The 21,200-nt window shown below is 63.8% G+C and carries 24 protein-coding genes; 15 read left to right on the top strand and 9 right to left on the bottom strand.

Annotated elements, in window-relative coordinates; translation table 11 throughout:
- The first annotated feature begins 5 nt into the window (after positions 1–5).
- Genes AC0X69_RS04425 through AC0X69_RS04400 form a run of 6 tightly spaced genes read left to right on the top strand, consistent with a single transcriptional unit; the run spans position 6 to position 4,280 of the window.
- Entirely contained in the window at positions 6–242 is a 237-nt protein-coding gene (locus AC0X69_RS04425) for an antitoxin MazE family protein (protein WP_482611673.1), read from the top strand.
- Positions 243–569, top strand: coding sequence for a type II toxin-antitoxin system PemK/MazF family toxin (locus AC0X69_RS04420; protein ID WP_482611671.1), 327 nt, complete (start codon positions 243–245; stop codon positions 567–569). It abuts the gene before it with no gap.
- Between the two features lie 52 nt (positions 570–621).
- Positions 622–1,500, top strand: coding sequence for a chorismate mutase (locus AC0X69_RS04415; protein WP_482611669.1), 879 nt, complete (start codon positions 622–624; stop codon positions 1,498–1,500).
- Positions 1,501–1,502: 2 nt separating this feature from the next.
- Positions 1,503–2,633, top strand: coding sequence for a histidinol-phosphate transaminase (gene hisC, locus AC0X69_RS04410; protein ID WP_482611667.1), 1,131 nt, complete (start codon positions 1,503–1,505; stop codon positions 2,631–2,633).
- The gene (locus AC0X69_RS04405; RefSeq protein WP_482611665.1) at positions 2,626–3,549 is read left to right on the top strand and encodes a prephenate/arogenate dehydrogenase family protein; all 924 of its coding nucleotides are present in this window, start codon (positions 2,626–2,628) and stop codon (positions 3,547–3,549) included. Before hisC ends, AC0X69_RS04405 begins: the two co-directional genes overlap by 8 nt.
- Before the next feature lie 35 nt (positions 3,550–3,584).
- Complete coding sequence (locus AC0X69_RS04400) at positions 3,585–4,280, top strand: class I SAM-dependent methyltransferase (protein WP_482611663.1); 696 nt, start codon at positions 3,585–3,587, stop codon at positions 4,278–4,280.
- Here the strand turns inward: AC0X69_RS04400 and AC0X69_RS04395 are convergent.
- The gene (locus AC0X69_RS04395; RefSeq protein WP_482611661.1) at positions 4,255–4,608 is read right to left on the bottom strand and encodes a polyhydroxyalkanoic acid system family protein; all 354 of its coding nucleotides are present in this window, start codon (positions 4,606–4,608) and stop codon (positions 4,255–4,257) included. The two genes, AC0X69_RS04400 and AC0X69_RS04395, sit on opposite strands and share 26 nt — an antisense overlap.
- Positions 4,609–4,882: 274 nt before the next feature.
- Here AC0X69_RS04395 and AC0X69_RS04390 point away from each other — a divergent pair, with 274 nt between their 5' ends.
- Together AC0X69_RS04390 and AC0X69_RS04385 are read left to right on the top strand one after the other, a co-directional pair.
- Positions 4,883–5,425: an extensin family protein gene (locus AC0X69_RS04390; RefSeq protein ID WP_482611659.1), complete on the top strand. Its 543-nt coding sequence runs from the start codon at positions 4,883–4,885 to the stop codon at positions 5,423–5,425.
- 195 nt (positions 5,426–5,620) lie between these two features.
- A complete protein-coding gene (locus AC0X69_RS04385) occupies positions 5,621–6,496 on the top strand; it encodes a class I SAM-dependent methyltransferase (RefSeq protein WP_482613307.1) in 876 nt (291 codons plus the stop codon).
- A 36-nt stretch (positions 6,497–6,532) separates the two neighbouring features.
- On the opposite strand, the gene AC0X69_RS04380 is transcribed toward AC0X69_RS04385, so the two are convergent.
- The 4 genes from AC0X69_RS04380 to sseA all read right to left on the bottom strand — a co-directional run bounded on the left by AC0X69_RS04380 (position 6,533) and on the right by sseA (position 10,700).
- Positions 6,533–7,507, bottom strand: a complete 975-nt coding sequence (locus tag AC0X69_RS04380; RefSeq protein ID WP_482611657.1) for a PstS family phosphate ABC transporter substrate-binding protein — start codon at positions 7,505–7,507, stop codon at positions 6,533–6,535.
- A 279-nt stretch (positions 7,508–7,786) separates the two neighbouring features.
- Complete coding sequence (glnA, locus tag AC0X69_RS04375; protein WP_482611655.1) at positions 7,787–9,196, bottom strand: type I glutamate--ammonia ligase; 1,410 nt, start codon at positions 9,194–9,196, stop codon at positions 7,787–7,789.
- 110 nt (positions 9,197–9,306) lie between these two features.
- Positions 9,307–9,645, bottom strand: a complete 339-nt coding sequence (locus AC0X69_RS04370; RefSeq protein ID WP_014890136.1) for a P-II family nitrogen regulator — start codon at positions 9,643–9,645, stop codon at positions 9,307–9,309.
- 182 nt (positions 9,646–9,827) lie between these two features.
- On the bottom strand, positions 9,828–10,700 hold the full coding sequence (sseA, locus tag AC0X69_RS04365) for a 3-mercaptopyruvate sulfurtransferase (protein WP_482611653.1): 873 nt from the start codon (positions 10,698–10,700) through the stop codon (positions 9,828–9,830).
- A 95-nt stretch (positions 10,701–10,795) separates the two neighbouring features.
- On the opposite strand from sseA, the gene AC0X69_RS04360 reads away from it, so the two are divergent.
- Together AC0X69_RS04360 and AC0X69_RS04355 are read left to right on the top strand one after the other, a co-directional pair.
- A complete protein-coding gene (locus AC0X69_RS04360) occupies positions 10,796–11,212 on the top strand; it encodes a hypothetical protein (protein WP_482611651.1) in 417 nt (138 codons plus the stop codon).
- A gap of 88 nt (positions 11,213–11,300) precedes the next feature.
- Complete coding sequence (locus tag AC0X69_RS04355) at positions 11,301–12,122, top strand: DUF3108 domain-containing protein (protein ID WP_482611649.1); 822 nt, start codon at positions 11,301–11,303, stop codon at positions 12,120–12,122.
- 12 nt (positions 12,123–12,134) lie between these two features.
- Here the strand turns inward: AC0X69_RS04355 and AC0X69_RS04350 are convergent, their stop codons facing one another.
- Positions 12,135–12,542 (bottom strand): DUF1190 domain-containing protein, encoded by a 408-nt coding sequence (locus AC0X69_RS04350; RefSeq protein WP_482611647.1) that lies wholly within the window; start codon positions 12,540–12,542, stop codon positions 12,135–12,137.
- Positions 12,543–13,319: 777 nt separating this feature from the next.
- Here AC0X69_RS04350 and AC0X69_RS04345 point away from each other — a divergent pair.
- Complete coding sequence (locus AC0X69_RS04345) at positions 13,320–14,105, top strand: LuxR C-terminal-related transcriptional regulator (RefSeq protein WP_482611645.1); 786 nt, start codon at positions 13,320–13,322, stop codon at positions 14,103–14,105.
- A 25-nt stretch (positions 14,106–14,130) separates the two neighbouring features.
- Here AC0X69_RS04345 and AC0X69_RS04340 read toward each other — a convergent pair whose 3' ends face one another.
- Positions 14,131–14,922, bottom strand: a complete 792-nt coding sequence (locus AC0X69_RS04340; protein ID WP_482611643.1) for a YdcF family protein — start codon at positions 14,920–14,922, stop codon at positions 14,131–14,133.
- A gap of 95 nt (positions 14,923–15,017) precedes the next feature.
- Positions 15,018–16,694, bottom strand: a complete 1,677-nt coding sequence (locus tag AC0X69_RS04335; protein ID WP_482611641.1) for an electron transfer flavoprotein-ubiquinone oxidoreductase — start codon at positions 16,692–16,694, stop codon at positions 15,018–15,020.
- 174 nt (positions 16,695–16,868) lie between these two features.
- Here AC0X69_RS04335 and AC0X69_RS04330 point away from each other — a divergent pair, with 174 nt between their 5' ends.
- From AC0X69_RS04330 to AC0X69_RS04315, 4 genes are read left to right on the top strand one after another with little or no spacing between them, the layout of a single operon-like run.
- Complete coding sequence (locus AC0X69_RS04330) at positions 16,869–17,858, top strand: HlyD family secretion protein (protein ID WP_482611639.1); 990 nt, start codon at positions 16,869–16,871, stop codon at positions 17,856–17,858.
- Positions 17,855–18,784: an ABC transporter ATP-binding protein gene (locus AC0X69_RS04325; RefSeq protein ID WP_482611637.1), complete on the top strand. Its 930-nt coding sequence runs from the start codon at positions 17,855–17,857 to the stop codon at positions 18,782–18,784. The genes AC0X69_RS04330 and AC0X69_RS04325 overlap by 4 nt, the downstream gene beginning before the upstream one ends.
- Positions 18,781–19,968, top strand: a complete 1,188-nt coding sequence (locus tag AC0X69_RS04320; RefSeq protein WP_482611635.1) for an ABC transporter permease — start codon at positions 18,781–18,783, stop codon at positions 19,966–19,968. The genes AC0X69_RS04325 and AC0X69_RS04320 overlap by 4 nt, the downstream gene beginning before the upstream one ends.
- A 49-nt stretch (positions 19,969–20,017) precedes the next feature.
- Positions 20,018–20,221: a hypothetical protein gene (locus tag AC0X69_RS04315; RefSeq protein ID WP_482611633.1), complete on the top strand. Its 204-nt coding sequence runs from the start codon at positions 20,018–20,020 to the stop codon at positions 20,219–20,221.
- Between the two features lie 28 nt (positions 20,222–20,249).
- Here the strand turns inward: AC0X69_RS04315 and ubiA are convergent, their stop codons facing one another.
- Positions 20,250–21,200 (bottom strand): 4-hydroxybenzoate octaprenyltransferase, encoded by a 951-nt coding sequence (ubiA, locus tag AC0X69_RS04310; RefSeq protein WP_482611631.1) that lies wholly within the window; start codon positions 21,198–21,200, stop codon positions 20,250–20,252.

Raw genomic sequence — 21,200 nt, 5'->3', positions numbered from 1 at the left:
TCTAAATGCCTCGCACGCCCAAGAGCGCCAAGCCCGTATCGCCACGGAACCGGATGGCCAACTACCGACAGAGGATGCGGGCCTCGGGCTTGCGCCCGGTGCAGATTTGGGCGCCCGATACGCGGTCCCCCGAGGTTGTCGAAAGGTGCCATCGGCAGGCTCGCGCCGTCGCCGAGCATGATCCGGGCGGCGACGAGATCATGCGATTCGTGGCGAGCGTTTACGAGTGGCCCGAGCACTAAATGCGGCGCGGCGCGTTCGTTGTGGTGGCGACGCCTGGAGACTACGGTAAGCCGCGCCCCGCGCTGATCGTTCAGAGCGATCTATTTGCAGAATTGCCGTCGGTCGTGATTTGTCCGCTGACCACCACGCTGCGCGACGATGCAGATTTGTTCCGCCTGGACGTCCAGCCATCGGCTCGCAATGGAGTCCGACAAGCATCCCAAATCGCGGTCGATAAGCTGACCGTGGTGCCGTCGTCAAAGATTGGAGAGGTGATCGGCGAAGCTGACGATGAGTTGCTGTTGCGCGTGAACCGGGCGCTGGCGCTCTTTCTCGGCATCGTATGATTGTCTTCCCTTTCATTGCCTCCCGTCGCCCGCTGGCCTAAGAGAGAGCGCCATGCAGAATGCGCCTTTGCTCACGCCTGCCGCTGACAGGCTTACCGAATTGCGCGCCGAGATCGACCGCATCGATCGCGACATGCATCGGCTGTTGATGCAGCGCGGCGAGATCATCGACCGGCTGATCGCCGTCAAGCGCGCGCAGGGGGGCGGCTGCGCCTTTCGGCCGGATCGCGAGGCGCAGATGATGCGCGCGCTGGTCGAGCGCCACGAGGGGATTTTGCCGCTTGACGCGGTCGAGGGCGTCTGGCGCGTCATCGTCTCGACCTTCACCTATGTGCAGGCGAATTATTCGGTGCATGCCGACGACAGCGGCGGCGACGCGCAGATCCGGGATTCCGCGCGATTCCATTTCGGCTTCACCGTTCCCTATGTCGGGCATCACGGGGCGGGGGCCGTCATTGACGCGGTCGCCGCCTCGGCAGGCGATCTGGGCATGTTGCGCGCCACGGGCGGGCTCTCGGACGGCGCCTGGTGGATGCGCCTCGTCGGCGAGGATGCGCCCAAAATCATCGCCCGGCTGCCTTTCGTGGAGCGGCCCAATCATCCAGCGGGCCTGCCGGTGTTCGTCGTCGCGCGGCTGGCGCCCGATACGATGGCGCATGGCGTGACGCTCTATGCAGTCGGCCTCGCGCGCTGGACTCATGCGCTGCCAGCGGCTTTTCAGGCGCTCAAGGGCGAAATCCTCGCGAGCGCGCCACATCCGGAAGGTCTGGCGTTGCTCGTCGCAGCGGCCGGCGACGCCGACGCCCAATCCTTCGCCAAAGCGATGGCCGAAGCAGGGGTCGAAGGCGCGCGCGTCGACGTGATCGGCAGCCATGCGATGCGTTTCCAGCTCAACGACGCCCGCAGCGGCGTCTTTGCTCCCGGCGATTGATCATGACGCGTCCCACTCCTCGACCAAGCGTTCTCGCCATCGACGCTTACGTCCCGGGCAAGAGCGCCGCGCCCGGGGCGGCGCGCGTTTTCAAACTGTCCGCCAATGAGACGCCCCTCGGCCCATCGCCCCGCGCCGTTCAAGCGGTGCGCGACATGGCTGGCGACATTGCGCTTTATCCGGAGGGCTCGTCGCGCGCCCTGCGCGAGGCGGTCGGCGCGCGTTACGCGCTTGATCCTGAACGGATCATCGCCGGCGCCGGCTCGGACGACATTCTGGAGCTGCTGGCGCTCGCCTACCTTGGGCCAGGCGACGAAGCCGTCTACAGCCAGTACGGCTTCCTCGAGTACAAGATCGTCACGCTCGCCGCCGGCGGAACGCCCGTCGTCGCGCCAGAGAGAAACTACACCGCGGACGTTGATGCGCTGCTGGGCTGTGTGGGCGAGAGAACGAAAATCGTTTTCCTCGCCAACCCGAATAATCCTACCGGCACGTTCCTTTCTGCGAGAGAGGTCTCGCGGCTGGCGCGCGCGCTGCCGTCGCATGTGCTGCTCGTGCTCGACTCCGCCTATGCCGAATATGTCCTGCGCGAGGATTACGAAGCGGGCGTCGCGCTCGTCGATGCGCACGACAATGTCGTGATGACGCGCACCTTCTCGAAAATATATGGCCTTGCGGGTCTGCGCGTCGGCTGGGGTTACGGACCGCGGCATGTGATCGATGCGCTCAATCGCATTCGCTCGCCCTTCAATGTCTCGAGCGCGGCTTCGGTTGCGGCGATCGCCGCCTTGTCGGACCGCGCCCATCTCGACGCCGCGATCGCGCATAACGCCCAGTGGCTGCCATGGCTTACCCGAGAAATTTCCGCGCTCGGCCTCGAAGTTCTGCCGAGCGTCGCCAATTTCATCGCCATCCGATTTCCTGACGCGCCGCCATTAACGGCTGCGGACGCCGATCGTTTTCTGACGACGCGCGGCCTCGTGCTGCGCGCCATCGGCGCTTACGGCATGGGGCAGTTTCTGCGGCTCACAGTCGGCGCGCAGGAGGCGAATGAACGCGTCGTCGACGCGCTTGCAGAATTCATGCAGAGCGCCGGGGCGCCGCAAGACGCGCGAGCAGGCGTCCATGGCTGACGTCGTTTGCGAACGCCTTGCGCTGATCGGCGTCGGGCTCATCGGGTCGTCGATCGCGCGCGCCGCGCGTCAGTTCGGCGCGGCGCGGCGCATCGCCGTGATGGACGCATCGCCGCAGATCGTCCGCCGCGCCGGCGAACTCGGCCTCGCCGATCTCGCGACGCAGGATCATGCGCAGGCGCTCGCCGGCGCCGATCTCGTCATCGTGTGCACGCCGGTCGGCGCATGCGGCGAGGTCGCGCAGGCCATTGCGCCGCATCTTCAAAAAGGCGCCCTCGTTTCCGATGTCGGCTCGGTGAAGGGCGCAGTCGTCGCGCAGATGACGCCGCATCTTCCCGAGCCAGCGCGCTTCATTCCCGCGCATCCGATCGCGGGCACGGAGTTCTCCGGACCCGACGCAGGATTCGCCACCCTGTTCCAGAATCGCTGGTGCATTCTCACCCCGCCTGAGAACGCCGACGACGTGGCCGTGGGAAAGCTCACAGAGTTCTGGAAGCGTCTGGGCGCCAATGTCGAGACGATGAGCGTCGCGCATCATGACGCGGTGCTCGCGCTCACGAGCCACCTGCCGCATCTCATCGCCTACAACATCGTCGGCACGGCGGATGATTTCGGCGATGAGACGCGTTCCGAGGTCATCAAATTCTCGGCCTCCGGCTTTCGCGATTTCACGCGCATCGCGGCGTCTGACCCGATCATGTGGCGCGATATTTTTCTCGCCAATCGGGACGCCGTTCTGCAGATGCTCGGGCGGTTCAATGAGGATTTAAGCGCGCTGCAGCGGATGATCAGGCGCGGCGACGGGCAGGGGCTGCTGGAGTTTTTCTCGCGCACGCGCGAAATTCGCCGCTCGATCATCGAACAGGGCCAGGACACGTCTGCGCCCGACTTCGGAAGGCGAGCGGAAGGGCGCTGAGCCGCTTCACCGCCGCGGGCGATGCTGGACGACCTATGACCGAACCGCATTCCGACGCCGTGCGCGCTGCGTTCGAAAACGCCGTTCCAGGCTATGACGCGCTGCGACGCAAACTCATTCCGCATTTCGACGCCTTCTACGGGACAGCGCTCGACCTTCTCGAAGAGACCGTTGGAGCCGGCGAGTTCCGATGCGTCGACCTTGGCGTCGGCACCGGACTTTTGTCGGAGATGATTCTCGCACGCTTTCCGGGCGCGCGGGTCGAAGGCGTCGATTCGGCGCCGAAGATGCTCGACGCCGCGCGAGAACGGCTGGCCATTTACGGCGCGCGCGTGCGCCTGTCGCTCGCCGACTATGTGGCCGCGCCGCTTGCAGGGCCGCTCGACGCCGTCGTTTCGGCGCTGTCCATCCACCATCTCGAGCATGAGGCGAAGCGCCGCCTCTTCCAAAGGATCCATGATGCGCTGCGGCCCGGCGGCGTCTTCGTCAACGCCGACCAGTCGCTTGGCGCGACGAGTGAAATCGAGGACGCGTATCAGCGCCGCTGGGAGGCGGACGTCAAACGGTCAGGCGTCGGCGACGAGGATTTCTCGGCGGCCAGAAAGCGCGCCGAACTCGATCGCAGCGCGACCTTCGCCGACCAGATCGCCTGGCTCAAGGAGGCGGGCTTCCGCTATGCGGACATAGGCTGGAAACGCCATCGCTTCACGGTGTTTTACGCGCGCCGCTAGAATCGTCTTTCGGCTCGTGACCGATGCGCAAGGCGTCGTTGGCGTTACGGGCGATGACCTGCTGCACCTTGCCGGCCAGTGCGGCGAGCAGCCACGGAAGCTGAACGTCGATGCGTAGCAGGTCCTTCAACACCGTGATCTGCGCCGACGCCGCCTGTCCGAGCGCCCTCACGTGAACCGTCGCGACGTCGCCAGCCCAGGTCACCTCGGAATGCGCGACCTTGTCGATATATTCGCGCTGCATCATGGTCAGCTGTTCGGAGACGCGGGCTTTCGCCTTTTCGACGCCGAGATCGTGCGGAACGGTGACGGTAATGGCGTTCGACATGGCTTCCTCCACTGGTCCCAATGTAGGCGCCCTAACGCCCGAAGAGAAGAATGGCGCGGCTAAAGGCGGGGCGACGTTGATCTCTCGATGGCTGGTGCACAGGGCAGTCGAGGTTGCGCTCATTTCCAGTTTGAGCGCGCCGGCGAATCGCGCGGCGGCGCTTGAGGCGCCGTCGCCTCCGCGAAGACCCGATTTTCACGAAGCCGCTCCCCAACCAAAGCCTCCGTCGGACGCGAAACCGCCGCAAGTCGACGCGCAGCCCGACTTGGACTGCATGACGAATCTGCGCGCGGCGGAAGTCGTTTTCGAGACAGTCGAAGCGCCTCTCGGGGGACTGAATGGTTGCGCGATCAACGGTCCCGTTCGTCTCGTCGCCATCACTGTCGGCAAGCGGCAGGTTATGCTCAATGCGAAGCCGATGCTCAGTTGCGCCTTCGCGCTGAAGTTTTCGGATTTCACCAAAAATCTGCTCGCGCCGCTCGGCGCCGGAACATTGGACGGATCGCTGGCGTCGATCGACACTGGACCCGGCTACGAATGCCGCGGCCGCAATCAGGATCCCGCAGCCAAGCTCAGCGCGCACGGCAAGGGACTCGCACTCGACGTTGGCGCTTTTGTTTTCTCGAACGGGCGTAAAGTAGCGGTCGACTCGCAGCCTGATCCTCAGTCGGCGGCTTACGTCAAAGCCCTGAGATCGGCCGCATGCGGCTGGTTCACTACCGTGCTTGGGCCTGGATCAGATCCCTATCACGCGAGTCATCTGCATTTCGATATTGAGCGGCATGGATCGAATGGCGCTTATCGAATCTGCCAATAGCCGAAAAACATAGAATTTTCTGCAGCGAAGCGCTAAGGTGTCGCTTAGCCACACGATGAACCCAGCGCGCCGGCGGACACGCCTCTAAAGTGCAGCGTCGTCGCTCCGGATGGATGACAAGGGAGGCGTGGAATCGTGATCGACGACTATGGCCAGATCAATATGGCCAAGGCGAACTTCGACGAAATCTACATCATGGATGACCCCAGATCCTACTATTCTGTTCTGGGCGGCTTAGACTACATGATCCCTGACGTCGCTGAGCCTGTCATTCGGCAGGTGCTCGCAGCGAAGGCTTCGGGCGGGAACAAGCCCATCGTTCTCGACGTCGGTTGTTCTTACGGCATCAACGCCGCAGTGCATCGATTCCCACTCACCTTCGATACGTTGAGGCGTCGATACGCCCGACGCGAACTGGTGGAATTATCCTCGGACGATCTGCTGAGGCTTGACGCCAACTATTTTGCGGCGTGGCCGGATCGCGGCCTGGCGAGCTTCATCGGTCTTGACGTCTCCGAGCCCGCGATCCGTTACGCCACGAGCGTCGGTCTGCTCCAGGATGGCGTCGTCGCCGATCTTGAGGAAAGCGAGTTGCACGCAGACGCCGCGCGCATCGTTTCTCGCGCGGACGTCATTCTTTCGACCGGCTGTATCGGCTACCTGGGAGAGACGACTTTCCGCAAGCTGCTCGCGCAGGCGAAGCGCCGACCATGGGTGATCTCCTTCGTGCTGCGCATGTTCCCCTTTGACGGCGTCGCACAGGCGCTGAGCGACTTTGGTTACGTCACGGAGCACTTGGACGGAGCAACCTTCATACAGCGGCGTTTCCGCAACCGGGACGAATTCGAACATACGTTGCAGACGCTTGCGGCGCTCGGGAAAGACACGCATGGCTTGGAGGGGGAAGGCCTCTACCACGCCGATCTCTATATCTCTCGTCCCGCGGAAGACGCGGCGGAACTGCCGCTATGCGAGTTTGTGACGATCGCGAGCGGTCGCTATAGGTCTTTTGGGCCCCGTTATGTCCATGTCGAGACTGACGAAGGCAGGCTCGTCACGCTGGAGCCCTGAGCTGGCGATCGGATACGCGATTCAGCGTGCTGGCGTTCACCTCGCTGACGCGAGAAGGCCGAGCCGCGTCAATTCGTGTTCACGGATGTTGCGGGTGATCGGGTAATAGCCGCCTTTCTTCGCCTGCGTCTGGCCGTCTCTCGAAAGGACGTATTTGACGAATTCGCCGCTCAACGTATCCATCGGCCTCTTGGGATCCTTCAGCAGGTAGACATAGAGGCCGCGCGCCAGCGGATATTTTCGAGAATAGGTGTTGTCGAAGGAGGCGTCGTAGCAGCCTTTGCCGACGGCTCCCACGGGAACGGCGCGCACGGCGCTGGTCTTGTAGCCGATGCCGGAATAGCCGATCGCGAATTTGTCGGCGCCGACGGCGCTCACGACCGCCTCGGATCCGGCCTGCATGTTGATGTCGTCCTTGAAGTCGCCGCCGCTCAACACGTTCTGTTTGAAAAATTTGTAGGTGCCGGAGAGCGTGTTGCGGCTGTACATCGCGATGGGTTTCGCCGCCCATTCGCCGGTCAGACCGAGTTCTCCCCAGGTGCGTATGCTTCTTCCGCCGCCGCTCTTGGGGTCGGCGGCGAAGACCCGCTCCAACTGCTCCATGCTGACGCATTGCAGCGGATTGTCCTTGTGGACATAGATCGCCAGAGCGTCAATGGCGACGAGAACCGCCGTCGGCTTGTAGCCGAATTTGGTCTCGAAGGCGCCGATCTCGTCCGGCGTCATCTGTCGCGACATGGGACCCAGCTGGGCTGCGCCCGAGAGCAGCGCCGGCGGCGCGGTGTTGGACCCCTTGCCCTCGATTTCGATTGCGACGTTCGGGTAAATCGAGCGGAATCCCTCGGCCCACAGCTCCATCTCATGAAGCATGGTGTCGGAGCCGACGGACTTGAGCGTTCCAGAAAGATCGCCGACCGCTTTGTAGGGAGAAAGCTCCATATCGAGCGCGGCCGCGCCGGCGGTCAGAACCGCGACGGCGGCGACGGCGGCGAACAAGGCGCGCAATTTCATGGTGTCTCTCCGTAGCGTCAATCATTGCGGCCGAACGAACTCGCCATGGGAAGCGTGCGCCGACGGGAGCAGCTCGAAAGGCGCCGCACGGCGAGCGTTCAGCAAGTCGTACTTGGTTTTGCCGCAATTTCGCTCGGCGGAATGACAGGCGCATGACGCCTGTGCGACAGCGGCGGCGCGATACGCAGCTCGATGAAATGCGCAAAAAAAATCCGGGAGGCGATGGATCGCCTCCCGGATCATATCCGATGTCGACGGCCGAAACGGCCGCCTCCTACGTCAGTAGGAGTAATACATGTCGAACTCGACCGGATGCGGCGTCATCTCGAAGCGCATCACGTCCTGCATCTTGAGCTCGATGTAGGAGTCGATGAAGTCCTTGTCGAAGACGCCGCCGGCGGTCAGATAGGCGTTGTCGGCTTTGAGACTGTCGAGCGCTTCGCGCAGGCTGCCGCAGACCGTGGGGATCGCCTTCAACTCTTCCGGGGGCAGGTCGTAGAGATCCTTGTCGGCCGGTCCGCCCGGATCGATCTTGTTGGCGATGCCGTCGAGGCCGGCCATCAGCATGGCCGCGAAGGCGAGATAGGGGTTCGCCGTCGGATCGGGGAAGCGGACCTCAACGCGTTTCGCCTTCGGGCTGGAGCTGAAGGGGATGCGGCACGACGCCGAGCGATTGCGCGACGAATAGGCGAGCAGCACCGGCGCCTCATAGCCCGGGACCAGACGCTTATAGGAGTTGGTCGACGGGTTGGTGAAGGCGTTCAGCGACTTGGCGTGCTTGATGATGCCGCCGATGTACCACAGGCACTCCTGAGAGAGGCCGGCGTATTTGTCGCCCGCGAAGACCGGCTTGCCGTCCTTCCAGATCGACTGATGGACGTGCATGCCCGAACCGTTGTCGCCGTAGACCGGCTTCGGCATGAAGGTCGCCGACTTGCCATAGGAATGCGCCACCTGGTGGATGGCGTATTTATAGATCTGCAGATGATCGGCGACGGTGACGAGCGTTTCGAACTTCAGACCGAGTTCGTGCTGCGCCGACGCGACCTCGTGGTGGTGCTTTTCGACCTTGACGCCCATGGCCGCCATGGCGGCGAGCATCTCGCCGCGCATGTCCTGCGCCGAATCGACAGGCGGCACCGGGAAATAGCCGCCCTTGGTGCGCACGCGGTGGCCGAGGTTGCCGCCCTCATAGGCCGTGCCGGTGTTGGAGGGCAGCTCGGTCGAATCGAGCGAGAAGCCGGTGTCGTAAGGCTCGACGGAGAAGCGCACGTCGTCGAAAACGAAGAATTCGGCTTCCGGACCGAAAAAGGCGGTGTCGCCCACCCCGGCGGTTTTGATATGGGCCATCGCCTTCTTGGCGATGCCGCGCGGATCGCGGTTGTAGGGCTGGCCCGTCGAGGGCTCCATGACGTCGCAGACAATCGACAGCGTCGACGCTGCGAAGAACGGGTCGAGCGCGACGGAGCTCAGATCAGGAAGCAGCGTCATGTCCGATTCATTGATCGCTTTCCAGCCGGCGATCGACGAGCCGTCGAACATGATGCCTTCGGTCAAAGCCTCTTCATCGACAATCGAAACGTCGAACGTCACATGCTGCCATTTGCCGCGCGGGTCGGTGAAACGGAAGTCGACGTATTTAACGTCATTATCCTTGATCTGCTTGAGTACGTCCTTGGCCGTCGTCATGTGGTTTGATGCCTCTCTTTGCTGATCATGCTGTTTAGCCGTTTTCGTATTGGGCGCGGCAGAGCGTCTGAAGATGTTGGCTAGAAAGCTCATGTGGCGGGGGCTCAGTGCTAGATGGCGTCCGCGCCGGTCTCGCCGGTGCGGATGCGGATCGCGCCTTCGACGTTGGAAACAAAAATCTTGCCATCGCCGATGCGGCCCGTTTGCGCGGCGGTGCGAATGGCTTCGACGGCGCGCTCCACGGCGTCGTCCGCGAGAACGATCTCGATCTTAACTTTTGGTAGAAAATCAACGACATACTCAGCGCCGCGGTAGAGCTCGGTGTGGCCCTTCTGGCGGCCAAAGCCCTTGGCTTCAGTGACCGTGATACCCTGGAGTCCCGCCGCCTGCAGCGCTTCCTTCACTTCATCGAGCTTGAACGGCTTGATGATCGCCTCGACCTTTTTCATCAAATTTCCCCGCGCGCTTAGCTTAAGCCCCGGCCCGCTAGCGACTTTGGCTCGGCTGAGAGCCGCCGAGCTTCTAACATTGCCGCGTTGGTCGCGCCATGGCCAAAGTTCTGGCGCCAAACTGTCGTCCGGCGCCTATCGAATATACTGTATGCGCATCTTTCGAGCGATACGCTCAAAATCTAGGCGTCGCTGCGATCGTCCACAACCGCGGGCAGATCTTCCCGTGCGCCCCATTCCGACCAGGAGCCGTCGTACACTGCAGCGGGCGAACGGCCAGCGGCGGCGACCGCCAGGCTGATGATGCAAGCCGTGAGCCCGGACCCGCAGGAGGCGATGACGGGGGCGTCGGGATTGACGCCCGCGGCGGCGAAGGCCGCTTCGAGCCCAGCGCGATCCTTCATCCTTCCGCCTTCCAGGACATTTCCGAACGGAAGGTTACGCGCGCCTGGCATATGGCCGGAGCGCAGCCCCGGACGCGGCTCCGGCGCCCATCCGTGGAAACGCTCCGCGCCGCGCGCGTCGACCACCTGCGGCCCGCCGAGATCGAGGGCGCGCCGCACGGCGTCCGCGTCGGCGACGAGGCTCGCGTCGAAACGGGGGGTGAAAGCGGCCGCAGGCCAGCTTCGCGCCTCGCCCTGTTCGAGCGGCCGCCCTTCCGACTTCCAGGCGGGAAGGCCGCCCGCCAGGATGGACGCCTTTTCCACGCCGAAGACCCTAAGCGTCCACCACAGGCGCGGCGCGGAGAACAGGCCGACGCAGTCGTAGACGACGGCCTGCATGCCGTCGCCAAATCCGAGTCGTCGCATCTCCGCCGCGAAGACTTCCGGCTTCGGCAGCATATGCGGCAGACCGGTGGACGGGTCGGCGATCGCGTCTATATCGAAGAACTGAGCGCCGGGAATGTGCCCGGCGAGAAACTCGGCGCGAGGGTCGCGGCCGGCGGCCGGCATGTGCCACGACGCGTCGAAGACGACGATATCCGGCGCGTCGAGACGCTCGGCGAGCCATTCGGGGGAGACGAACAGTTTTTCCGGATCGATCGTATGCGTCATGCTCCGCCCGCTATGCGCCTGACGCTGCTTGCATCCGGCCGTCCGGCGTTCACAATACGCCGATTCGATTCTCACGCCATCGGCGCTCGACCGACATGCTCGACATTCCAGGCAAGGCCTGCGGTTCCTGCTACTTCTGCTGCAAGGTTCTTGAAATCGAAGAGTTCAAGAAGCCTGCCGGCAAGCTCTGCGAGCACTGCGCGCTGACCGGCGGCTGCGGCGTCTACGACACGCGGCCGCAGGTATGCCGCGAGTATTACTGCCGTTGGAAGGACGAGCGCAGCTTCTCTCCGCAACTGCGGCCGGACAAGGTCGGCACGCTGCTGATGGACGACCCCGACAGCGACGAATACCATGCGGTCTGCGACCCGGAAAAGCCGTTTTCCTGGCGCAATCCTCTCGTATTCCGGCATCTCGTCGCCGAGGCGAAGGCGGGACGACTCGTCGTCGCAAAGGCGGGGTTGCGGTCATGGCGCATTTTCGAAGACGGACATTGGCAGGAATGGGCCTGAGCCTGAAGGCCGCTATGCGCGCCAGGAAGACCACGGCCGACGACAAGTCGCCTGCGCCGGGCGACGCGACGCAACCATGAGAGCGGCCTTGCGCACTCGCCTTTCGGCGCGACGCGGCTGCGTAGTGGTCGCGGCCTTGCTCGCATTTTGCGCGCCGGCCGCGGCTGAATCTCTCAAAGCCCACTACGCCCTGAGCCTGATGGGGATCTCTATCGGCAGCGCATCCGCTTCCGGCATTGTCGACGCGCAGAATTACCGCGTCGAGATCGCGATGCGGACGTCAGGGCTCGCCAATCTGATCAACAACACAAAGGGCGCGGCCAGCGCCAGCGGCGGCCTGACAGCCGGCGGTCCGTCCCCGGCCAATTACGCCAACACGACATCGAACAGCGATGAGACGCGTACGGTGCGCATGTCGCTCGCCGGAAATGCGGTGCGATCGGTCGACGTGAGGCCCGCGCCCTGGGACGTCGAGGCGCGCGTGCCGGTGACGGAAAGCGCCAAGCGGCATATCGTCGATCCGGTCAGCGCGCTGATCATGCGCGTGCCGGCCGGAGAGGAGCTCACCGGTCCTGCGGCGTGCAACCGAACCATTTCGGTGTTTGACGGCGTGACGCGTTTCGACGTTGAACTCGCCTACGCCGGCGCTCATACGGCGCAGACGAGAGGCTATGAAGGCCCCGTCACCGTGTGCTCGGCGCGCTATACGCCGATCGCCGGTCATCGCCCGGACAGCTCGTCCACCCGCTATATGGCGAATAATCACGACATCAGCGTCTGGCTCGCGCCGCTCCCCGACGCCCATGTCGTCGTGCCGATCCACATCGCGATCGGCACCGCCGCCGGCAAGCTGGTCATCGACGCGTCGGAATTTCAGATCGAACAACGCCGCGCGGATTTCAGGCGCTGATCCCGTTCGGGTTCAGTCGACGCGCACTTCCTTGGTCTTCTTCCGGTTCATGCGATCGGATTCATACTCGAGATATCTGACTTCCAGAGGCTCGGCGCCCTTGTCCGGCCGCAGACAGAACGACGGGCGCGGCGAAAAGCCTCCGCCCGGCGCCTCGAAGCAGTCCGAGAAGCGCACTTCGCATTGAAACATCGTTTCGGTTTTCGGCGCCGCCCGCGCGACCACGGCGCGCGCTTTCTCGATCGCCTGCTTGCAGACTTCCGCGTCGAAACCCCATGCCTCGCAGTCCTTCTGCGTCGCCATATATTTGCCGTCGCCGGAGCAGACGGGCGCGCGCCGGAACGCGTAAAAGGCTGAAAATCCTGCGGCCACGACTGCGATGGCGATGATGAAGAACTTGAACATTGACTGCCCGCTCACGAGATGGACTTCTGCCGCGCTCCGATAGATAGTCGGCGGCTCACGGCGCCCGCAAGCGTAAACTGAGCGCCCGCCGTCGAGCTTTGGATGCGGCGATGCAGCGCAGCGGCGGCGCCGCCAATCGCTTGACAGCGCTCTGCGTCTGCAATACTCCGAAAACACCGCATTTCGGAACCGCGGCCGAGAGCTGCGAGCATTATGGCTCTCCGGGCGCGGTTAGGGCCGAACAAGCGATGCAGACGCGTTCCCGCCTAGGTGAGGTCGACGTTGTACTTAGACCGAGGTGGGCCGGCGTCAGCCATGCTATCCACTTGACCAATTCGACGACGAACGCAACGCCGCTTTCGCGGATTGCAGCGTGAATCTCGGCTTGTGGCAATCCGGCATAGGTGTGTGACAGAAGGAGGAAACTTATGGGCGCTATTCTTGAACTGACGAGCTATGCAGCGACCCCGGTCGGCATGATCGCGATCATCGTCATCGGCGCGGCCGCTTATTTCGCCGCCCGCTGGGTGTTCAGCGACTAAGGCAAGCTTCACAAAGCGTTTAGCAGGCGGCGCGCTGACTTGGTCAGCGCGCCGTTTTTGTTTGCCAACTCGGCCGCCAAGCCGGCGCGCAAAGAGGCTTGCATCCGTCGGCGCCTACGGTATTGTGACTCGCGCCCCACCTCTAATGGGCAGGGCGTTCCGACCCGCCGGGCAGGATGTGCGCGCGTTCAACGCTATTGCGGGGCGATCACGACCAACAAGCTGCGGGCGGCGCGGCGGCGGAGGCTGAATGGCTCCTACCTCTTCGATCAGGGCGGCGAACGACCATAAGGACGGCGCCCGCGCCGCGCGGCCGAACGGCGCGGATGGCGCCCAGTCGGTCGCGGAAGCGGAGCGCATCGACGTCGCCATCGCCGACAAGAGCCCGTTGATCCTCGCCGGACTGGACAAGCTGCTCTCCGACGACCGCCGATTCAACCTCGTGGCGAAGCTGACCGATGGCGAGGAGTTCCTCGAAGCGGCGCGCCAGCAGAAATTCACCATCGCCGTCATCGGCTGGCAATTGCCGACGCTGCACGCCCGCGACGTGTTGCGCGCGCTGTCGCGTCAGGTCGCCGCGCCCAAGATCGTCGTTTACAGCGGCACCAACGATCCCGCCGCGCCAGCCGAGACGCTGCAGCTTGGCGGCGCCGGCTTCGTATCGAAGCGCGCCCCGCCGGAACGGCTCCTCGACGTGCTCGCCGCAGTGGCGGCGGGCGACATGGTGTTTCCCTTCGTCGACATCCGCAAGATGCGCAGCGACCCGCTGGAAAACCTAACCCTGCGGGAGCGCAGCCTGCTGTCGGCGCTCGGCTCCGGCCACACCAACAGCCAGCTCGCGAAGGACTTCGGCGTCTCGATCAACACGATCAAATTCCATCTGCGCAATCTTTTCGAGAAGCTCGAGGTGCGCAACCGCGCTCAGGCGATCGCGCTCTTTCTGGAGATGAAGCACGGCGCCTATCCGGGCGGCGCGGGCGGGCGCAGCATGGAGCCGGCGGGCTCCTCGCGCGGACGCCGGCATCGCAACGACTGACGCGTGCGCGGCTTCAGTCGTCGATCTATGGCGCGGGAAACAGCGCGTCGCTTTTGGCGGAAAGCCGATAGGCGACCAGTCCCGCCCATTCATGCGCGGCGAATTCGACAAGGTTGAGCGCCTTCGTCGCAAAACGCGGAAACTCCAACCCAGACGCGCCGCTGGTGCGGTAGTCGACCGGATAGGCGATCACGTCGAAGCCGGCCTGCCGAAATACGCCGACGGCTCGCGGCATGTGAATCGCCGAGGTGACGAGCAACCAGCGCTCGCCCGGCTTCGGGTGAAGCAGCTCCCGCGTGAAGACGGCGTTCTCGTAAGTGTTGCGCGACCGGCGTTCGTATAGAACGCCGCCGTCATCGAGTCCGATCTCTCGCCAGAAGCGCTGAACGGCGTCGGCTTCGGCATACGTCGAGCCGCGCAGCGCGGCGGAGCCGCCGGTGAAGACCAGCCGCGCGTTCGGATATTTGCGCTTGAGCGCAATCGGCGCAGTAAGGCGTTCGGCGGCGTCGACCAACGCGGGGCGGTCGCGGCTGGCGCTCAGCCGCTCGTCTATCACGCCGCCGAGAACGATCACGCCGTCGGGCGCGGGCATGTCGTCTGGCGGCGCCGGAAAGCGCGCCTCCAGCGGACCCGCCAACAGACTGCCGAGCGGTCCGAAGGCCATCAGCAGCAATGCGAGCGCGCTCACAATCGAGAGCGCCCGACCCAGCGTTTCCCAACTGGTGAACAGCAGCATCGCGCCGACGACGGCGACGAAGATGAAGAAGTGAGCCGGCGCGAGGAAGAACTCGCCGATCTTCGAGATGATGAAGAACATCAGTTCATGCGACTCCACGTCGCGTCATTTGCGCCAAAAGCGAGGGTCCTCGCGGACGCCTCGCTTCGCCAATGACGGCGCATCGCCGGGAACGATCACATATTCGGATAGTTCGGTCCGCCGCCGCCTTCCGGCGGAACCCAGGTGATGTTCTGCGCCGGATCCTTGATGTCGCAAGTCTTGCAGTGAACGCAGTTCTGCGCGTTGATCACGAAGCGCGGATCGCGGCGCGTCTCCTCATCGGCATAGACGACTTCATAGACGCCGGCCGGGCAGTAGAGCCGCGCAGGTTCGCCATAGATCGGAAGATTGCGCGTGATCGGGATCGCAGGGTCCGCGAGCTTCAGATGGACCGGCTGATCCTCCTCATGATTGGTGTTCGAGACAAACACCGACGACAGCTTGTCGAACACAACCGCGCTCGCGCGCTTCGGGTAGACGATCGGCGTGACCTCCGAGACTGGCTTCAAGGTTTCGTAATCGGCCTTGCCATGCTTGAGCGTGCCGAAGAACGAAAAGCCGAACAGCTCATTCGTCCACATGTCGAGGCCAAAGAGCGGCGCGCCGACATAGGTGCCGTATTTCGACCAGAGCGGCTTGACGTTGCGCACGGGCTTCAGATCGCGGCCGATGTCGGAGGCGCGCCAGGCGGCGTCATAGGCGCCCACTTCGTCATGCGCGCGACCCTCCGCGATCGCCGCCGCGACATGCTCGGCGCACATGATTCCCGAGAGCATCGCGTTGTGCGAACCCTTGATGCGCGGCACATTCATGAAGCCCGCGGCGCAGCCGACGAGCGCGCCGCCCGGCATGACGAGCTTTGGCACGCTCTGCCATCCGCCTTCGGTCAGCGCCCGCGCGCCATAGGAAAGGCGCTCGCCGCCTTCGAGCGTGGGCGCGATCAGCGGATGCGTCTTGAAGCGCTGAAACTCATCGAACGGCGAGAGAGTCGGATTCGAATAGTTGAGATGCACGACGAAACCGATCGACACGAGATCGTCGTCGAAATGATAGAGGAAAGAGCCGCCGCCGGTGTCGGCCGAAAGCGGCCATCCGAAGGAATGCTGCACAAGCCCGTCCTTATGCTTCTCCTTCGGAATGCGCCAAAGCTCCTTGAAGCCGATGCCGAATTTCTGCGGCTCGCTGTTGGCGCAAAGATCGTATTTCGCCAGCAGCTGCTTGGTGAGCGAGCCGCGCGCGCCCTCCGCGAAGATCGTATATTTGCCCCTAAGCTCCATCCCGCGGGTGAAGCTGTCTTTCGGTTCGCCGTCGCGGCCGACGCCCATGTCGCCGGTCGCCACGCCGACGATTTCGCCCCTGTCGCCATAAAGAACTTCAGCGCCGGCGAAGCCCGGATAGATCTCGACGCCAAGATTTTCGGCTTCGGAAGCAAGGAAGCGCACGACATTGCCGAGCGAGCCGATGAAATTGCCGTGATTGTTCATCAGCCGCGGCATCAACATATTGGGAATGCGAATGCCGGCTTTTTCCGACAGCAGGAGAAAATGGTCCGTATGCACCTTTGTCTTGAGCGGCGCGTCCTCGCGCGTGCGCCAGTCGGGCAGAAGCCGGTCGAGTCCGATTGGATCGATGACCGCGCCGGAGAGGATATGCGCGCCGGGCTCGGAGCCTTTCTCGATGACGACGACTGAGAGATCCGGCGCGACTTGCTTCAAGCGAATCGCCGTGGCGAGACCGGCCGGTCCTGCGCCGACGACGACCACGTCATATTCCATCGATTCCCGCGGCGGCAGCTCCGTATCTTCAGCCATTTTCAATCCCTTTTGCCTTTCTTGGAGGCATTCTAGCCTTTTTGGGGCCGCCGCGGCAAAAGGAGTTTCGCCCTCAGGGAAGGCTTCGCCGGAGCCGCTCGCGGCGCGGTTTCCCCGCGCGGCGACAGAGGTGCATAATCAACCGATGCGCAATCCGCTCTACGCCCCTGCCGCATGAAGAGTCTCGCGTTCCTCATTGCGCTGGCGCTTCTCGCGGTCGTCGTTTGGCGCGTCACCTATCGTCCGGCGAATCCTAACGATTCCTTTCTGGGCTATGTGGAGGGAGAGATACTCTACATTGGCCCCTACGAGACCGAGAGGGTCGCCAATCTCGCGGTCTCGGCCGGCGCCCAGGTCAAGAAGGGCGATCCGCTGTTCACGATGTCGACGACGCTTCTCGATCGCGCGCGCGACGAGGCGACGGCGCGCATCGCGCAACTCGAGGCGCAGGTCCAAAATCTACAGGCGGCGATGAGCCGGCCCGAGCAGATCGCGGTTTTACAGGCCGCGCTCGAACGGGCCGAGGCCGCGCTGCAATTATCCCGCGCTGATTACGACCGACAGCGCGCGCTTTACGCCAAAGGCCACGTCGCCAAGGCCGCGCTCGACCGCGCCAAGATGGCTCTGGCGCGCGACGAGGCGAGCGTCGAGGAGGCGCGCCGGCAGGTCCAGGCGTCGCGCATGGCGAGCCGCTCGCAGGAGATCGAAGCCGCCGAAGCGAATCTGAAACAGGCGCGCGCCCAACTCGACGCCCTGAACATCCGCATCAAGCGCCAAAGCGTGCTCGCGCCCGCCGACGGCGCCGTGCAGGACGTGTTTTTCCGCCCCGGCGAGATCGTCAACGCCGGTCAGCCGGTCGTCGCGCTGCTGCCGCCCGAGAACCGCAAGGTCCGTTTCTACGTCTCCGAACCGGAGCTGCCGAATATCACGCTGGGCGAACGGATGCGGGTCACCTGCGACGGTTGCGCCGATGATCTCTATGGGCGCGTCAGCTATATCGCCAGCCGTCAGGAATACACGCCGCCGGTGATTTTCAGCGACAAGGAGCGCGCCAAACTCGTCTTCAAGGCGGAGGCGCGCCTTGAAGGCGCCGCGCGCGCGCTGCCGCTCGGCATGCCGGTCGCCGTCACTCCCGCGCCGGAAGCGACGGGAGCGGCGCAATGAGCGTCGAGAGCGATATTGCGATCGATGTGCGCGGGCTGACAAAATCTTTCGGGGGCAACAAGGTCGTCGACGATTTCACCCTGCAGGTGGCGCGCGGCCATATTCAGGGCTTTCTCGGCCCCAATGGCAGCGGCAAGACCACGACGATCCGCATGCTCTGCGGACTGCTGACGCCGGACTCGGGCGAAGGAAGATGTCTCGGCTACGACATTCGCCGTCAGCAGGAAGAGATCAAGCGTTACGTCGGCTATATGACGCAGGGGTTTTCGCTCTATCGCGATCTCACCATTCGCGAAAATCTGGAATTCGTCGCGCGCATCTACGGCCTCGAGGCGCCGGAGCATGCGGCTCAGGGGGCGCTTGAGCGTTTGGGTCTCGTCGCGCGCGCCGATCAGCTCGCCGGCGAACTCTCGGGCGGGTGGAAACAGCGGCTGTCGCTCGGCGCATGCATCCTGCCGGGGCCGTCGCTGCTCCTCCTCGACGAGCCGACCGCGGGCGTCGATCCGAAGGCGCGCCGGGACTTCTGGGACGAGATCCATCATCTGGCGACGCAAGGCTTAACAGTGCTCGTCTCGACGCATTACATGGACGAAGCCGAGCGCTGTCATCAGATCGCCTATATCGCCAACGGACGGCTGCTCGCTTCAGGGACGATTCCGGAAATTATCGCCAGCGCGCATCTTTCGACCTGGGTCGTGACGGGGGAGGGACTGGATCCGCTGAGCAGCGATCTGAAACGCGAGCCCGGCGTGGACATGGTCGCGCGCTTCGGTTCCGCGCTGCACGTCGGCGGGCGCGATGAGGCGGCGATGGCGCGCGTCGCGCATCGCTATGGCGCCGCGGGCGCGCAGCGCTGGACGCGCGACGAGCCGACGCTCGAAGACGTTTTCATCGATCTGATGACACGGGCCGAGGCTGACCAATGAGCGCGCAGGAAAGCCTGCCAAGCGTCTTCTCCCGTCCGGCGCGGCGCGGCGCGCTTGCGCAATCCTGGCAGCGTTTTGTCGCCATGTTCGTCAAGGAGTTCATTCAGCTTCGGCGCGATCGGCCGACCTTCGCGATGATCGTCGGCATTCCGCTCATTCAGTTGATGCTTTTTGGATATGCGATCAACACCGATCCCAAACATCTGCCGACGGCCGTGCTGACAAGCGACGACAGTCCGATTGCGCGGGCGCTGATCGGCGCGTTGCGCGCCACCGATTATTTCAACATCAAATATATCGCTCGCGGAGAGACGGACGCCGACAAACTGATCCTTTCGAATAAGGTGCAGTTCGTCATTCAGATTCCGCCGGATTTCTCGCGCCAGCTCGTGCGCGGCGAAAAGCCCGGGCTGCTTCTCATCGCCGACGCCACGGACCCTACGGCGACGTCCGGCGCGGTCGCCGCCGCGCTCGGCGCGGCCAATCAGGCGCTCGACCGCGAACTGACCGGACCATTGGCGTCTCTTGCGCAGAGCGCGCCGCCTTACGAGATCCGCGTGCATCGGCGCTACAATCCCGCGGGAGAGACGCGCCGCAACATCGTGCCCGGACTGATCGGCACCATCCTCACCATGACGATGCTGATCTATACGGCGCTGTCGGTGACGCGCGAAATCGAGCGAGGAACGATGGAGGCGCTGCTCGCAATGCCGGTGCGTCCGGTCGAGATCATGCTCGGCAAGATCGCGCCCTATGTGGTCGTGGGCGCCGTGCAGATGTCGACGATCCTGATCGTTGCGTCGCTGTTGTTCCAGGTGCCTGTGGTCGGCTCGCTCTTCACTCTCACGGCGCTGACGCTGCTTTTCATCATCGCCAATCTGTCGGTGGGCTACACTTTCTCGACCGTCGCGGTAAATCAGCTGCAGGCGATGCAGATGACCTTCTTCTTCTTTCTGCCGAGCATGCTTCTGTCGGGCTTCCTGTTTCCTTTCTACGGGATGCCGATTTGGGCGCAGTATTTCGGCGAGGTGATGCCGCTCACCCATTATCTGCGCATCGTGCGCTCGGTGATGTTGAAGGGGTCGAACTTCGGCGATCTCGCCGTCGACGCCGGCGCGCTCGCCGCCTTCGCGCTGGTGGCGATGAGCGTCGCGGTGATGCGTTTCAGGCAGACGCTAGATTGACGTTGACGGCGCAATTTTCAGCCGCCTAACATCGGCGCGGAGAAAACTCATGTCCGACACTCAAGACGCTGAAACGCGATTCAACATCATCATGAAGATCGCCGCGGTCGCCGCGGTGCTGCTGACGGGATATTATGTCTGGTCCTTTTTCGTCAGCAGCCGCTACCAGGCGCTGTGCGGCTACTCCTATTGGGAGCTGAACAAGACTGAGATCGATTCCTGCATCGATCGCAAAAAGGAGCTCGAGAAGTAGGGCGGTTGCGCGTTATGTCGCGCGTCGATCAGAGCAGGTACGCGAGGCTCTGCGCAAAAAAGCCCGCAAACAGCAGCAGCCCGGCGTCGCGATTGGAGCGGAACAGCCGCAGCGCGGTCGCTGGCGCGACATCTTCCTTGGTCTGTGAAATCTGCCAGGCGAGATGCGCCGCATAGGCGCCGACGCCGAGATAGGCGAGCCAGCCGCCGCCCGACAGATACACAGCGAGGAGCGCGCTGGCGGCGGAGACGGCGTAGAGGAGGCCAACCGCCAGACGCACGCGCCGTCCGAACAAGCGCGCCGTGGAGCGCACGCCGACGATAGCGTCGTCACGCAGATCCTGAAGCGCATAGATCGTGTCGAAGCCAATCGTCCACGCGATGGCGGCCGCATAGAGAAGCAGGGCCGGGGCGCCAAGTTCGCCCGTGCGCGCCGTCCAGCCGAGCAGCGCCCCATAAGCGAAGGCCAATCCCAGAATCGCCTGCGGCCATGAGGTGAAGCGTTTGCCGAAAGGATAAATCAGCACGATGAGCGGAGATATCAGCCCCAGCGCAATCGTCAGACCATTGAACGACAGGAGCACCGCGAGCCCGACGAGGCATTGCGCCACGAGAAAGCCGAGCGCCGCGCGCGGCGTTGCGCGGCCGCTGGCGAGCGGGCGCAGCCGGGTGCGCTCCACTTTCGCGTCGATTTCACGATCGACGTAATCGTTGTACGTCGAGCCCGCGCCGCGCATGGCGACGGCCCCGATGAAGAAGAGCGTGAGGTGCCAGAGGTTGGGGCCTTCGCGCAGCGATGCGGACGCGAGCGCGCTCGACTCCCAGCAGGGAAGCAGCAGCAGCCACCAGCCGATCGGCCGATCGAGTCGCGCAAGCTGGATGAAGGGCAGCAACGCCGGCGGCGCGCGCCGCAGCAATGGATGGTCGGCGATCGCGTCGGGCAGCACGGTCGCTCCCGACGAATCGCCGCTTCGCCCCAT

The organism is Methylocystis sp. Uni0008 (assembly GCF_056838045.1).
Note: the sequence above shows the minus strand (reverse complement) of the source record. Positions and strands in the feature narration are given on the sequence as shown.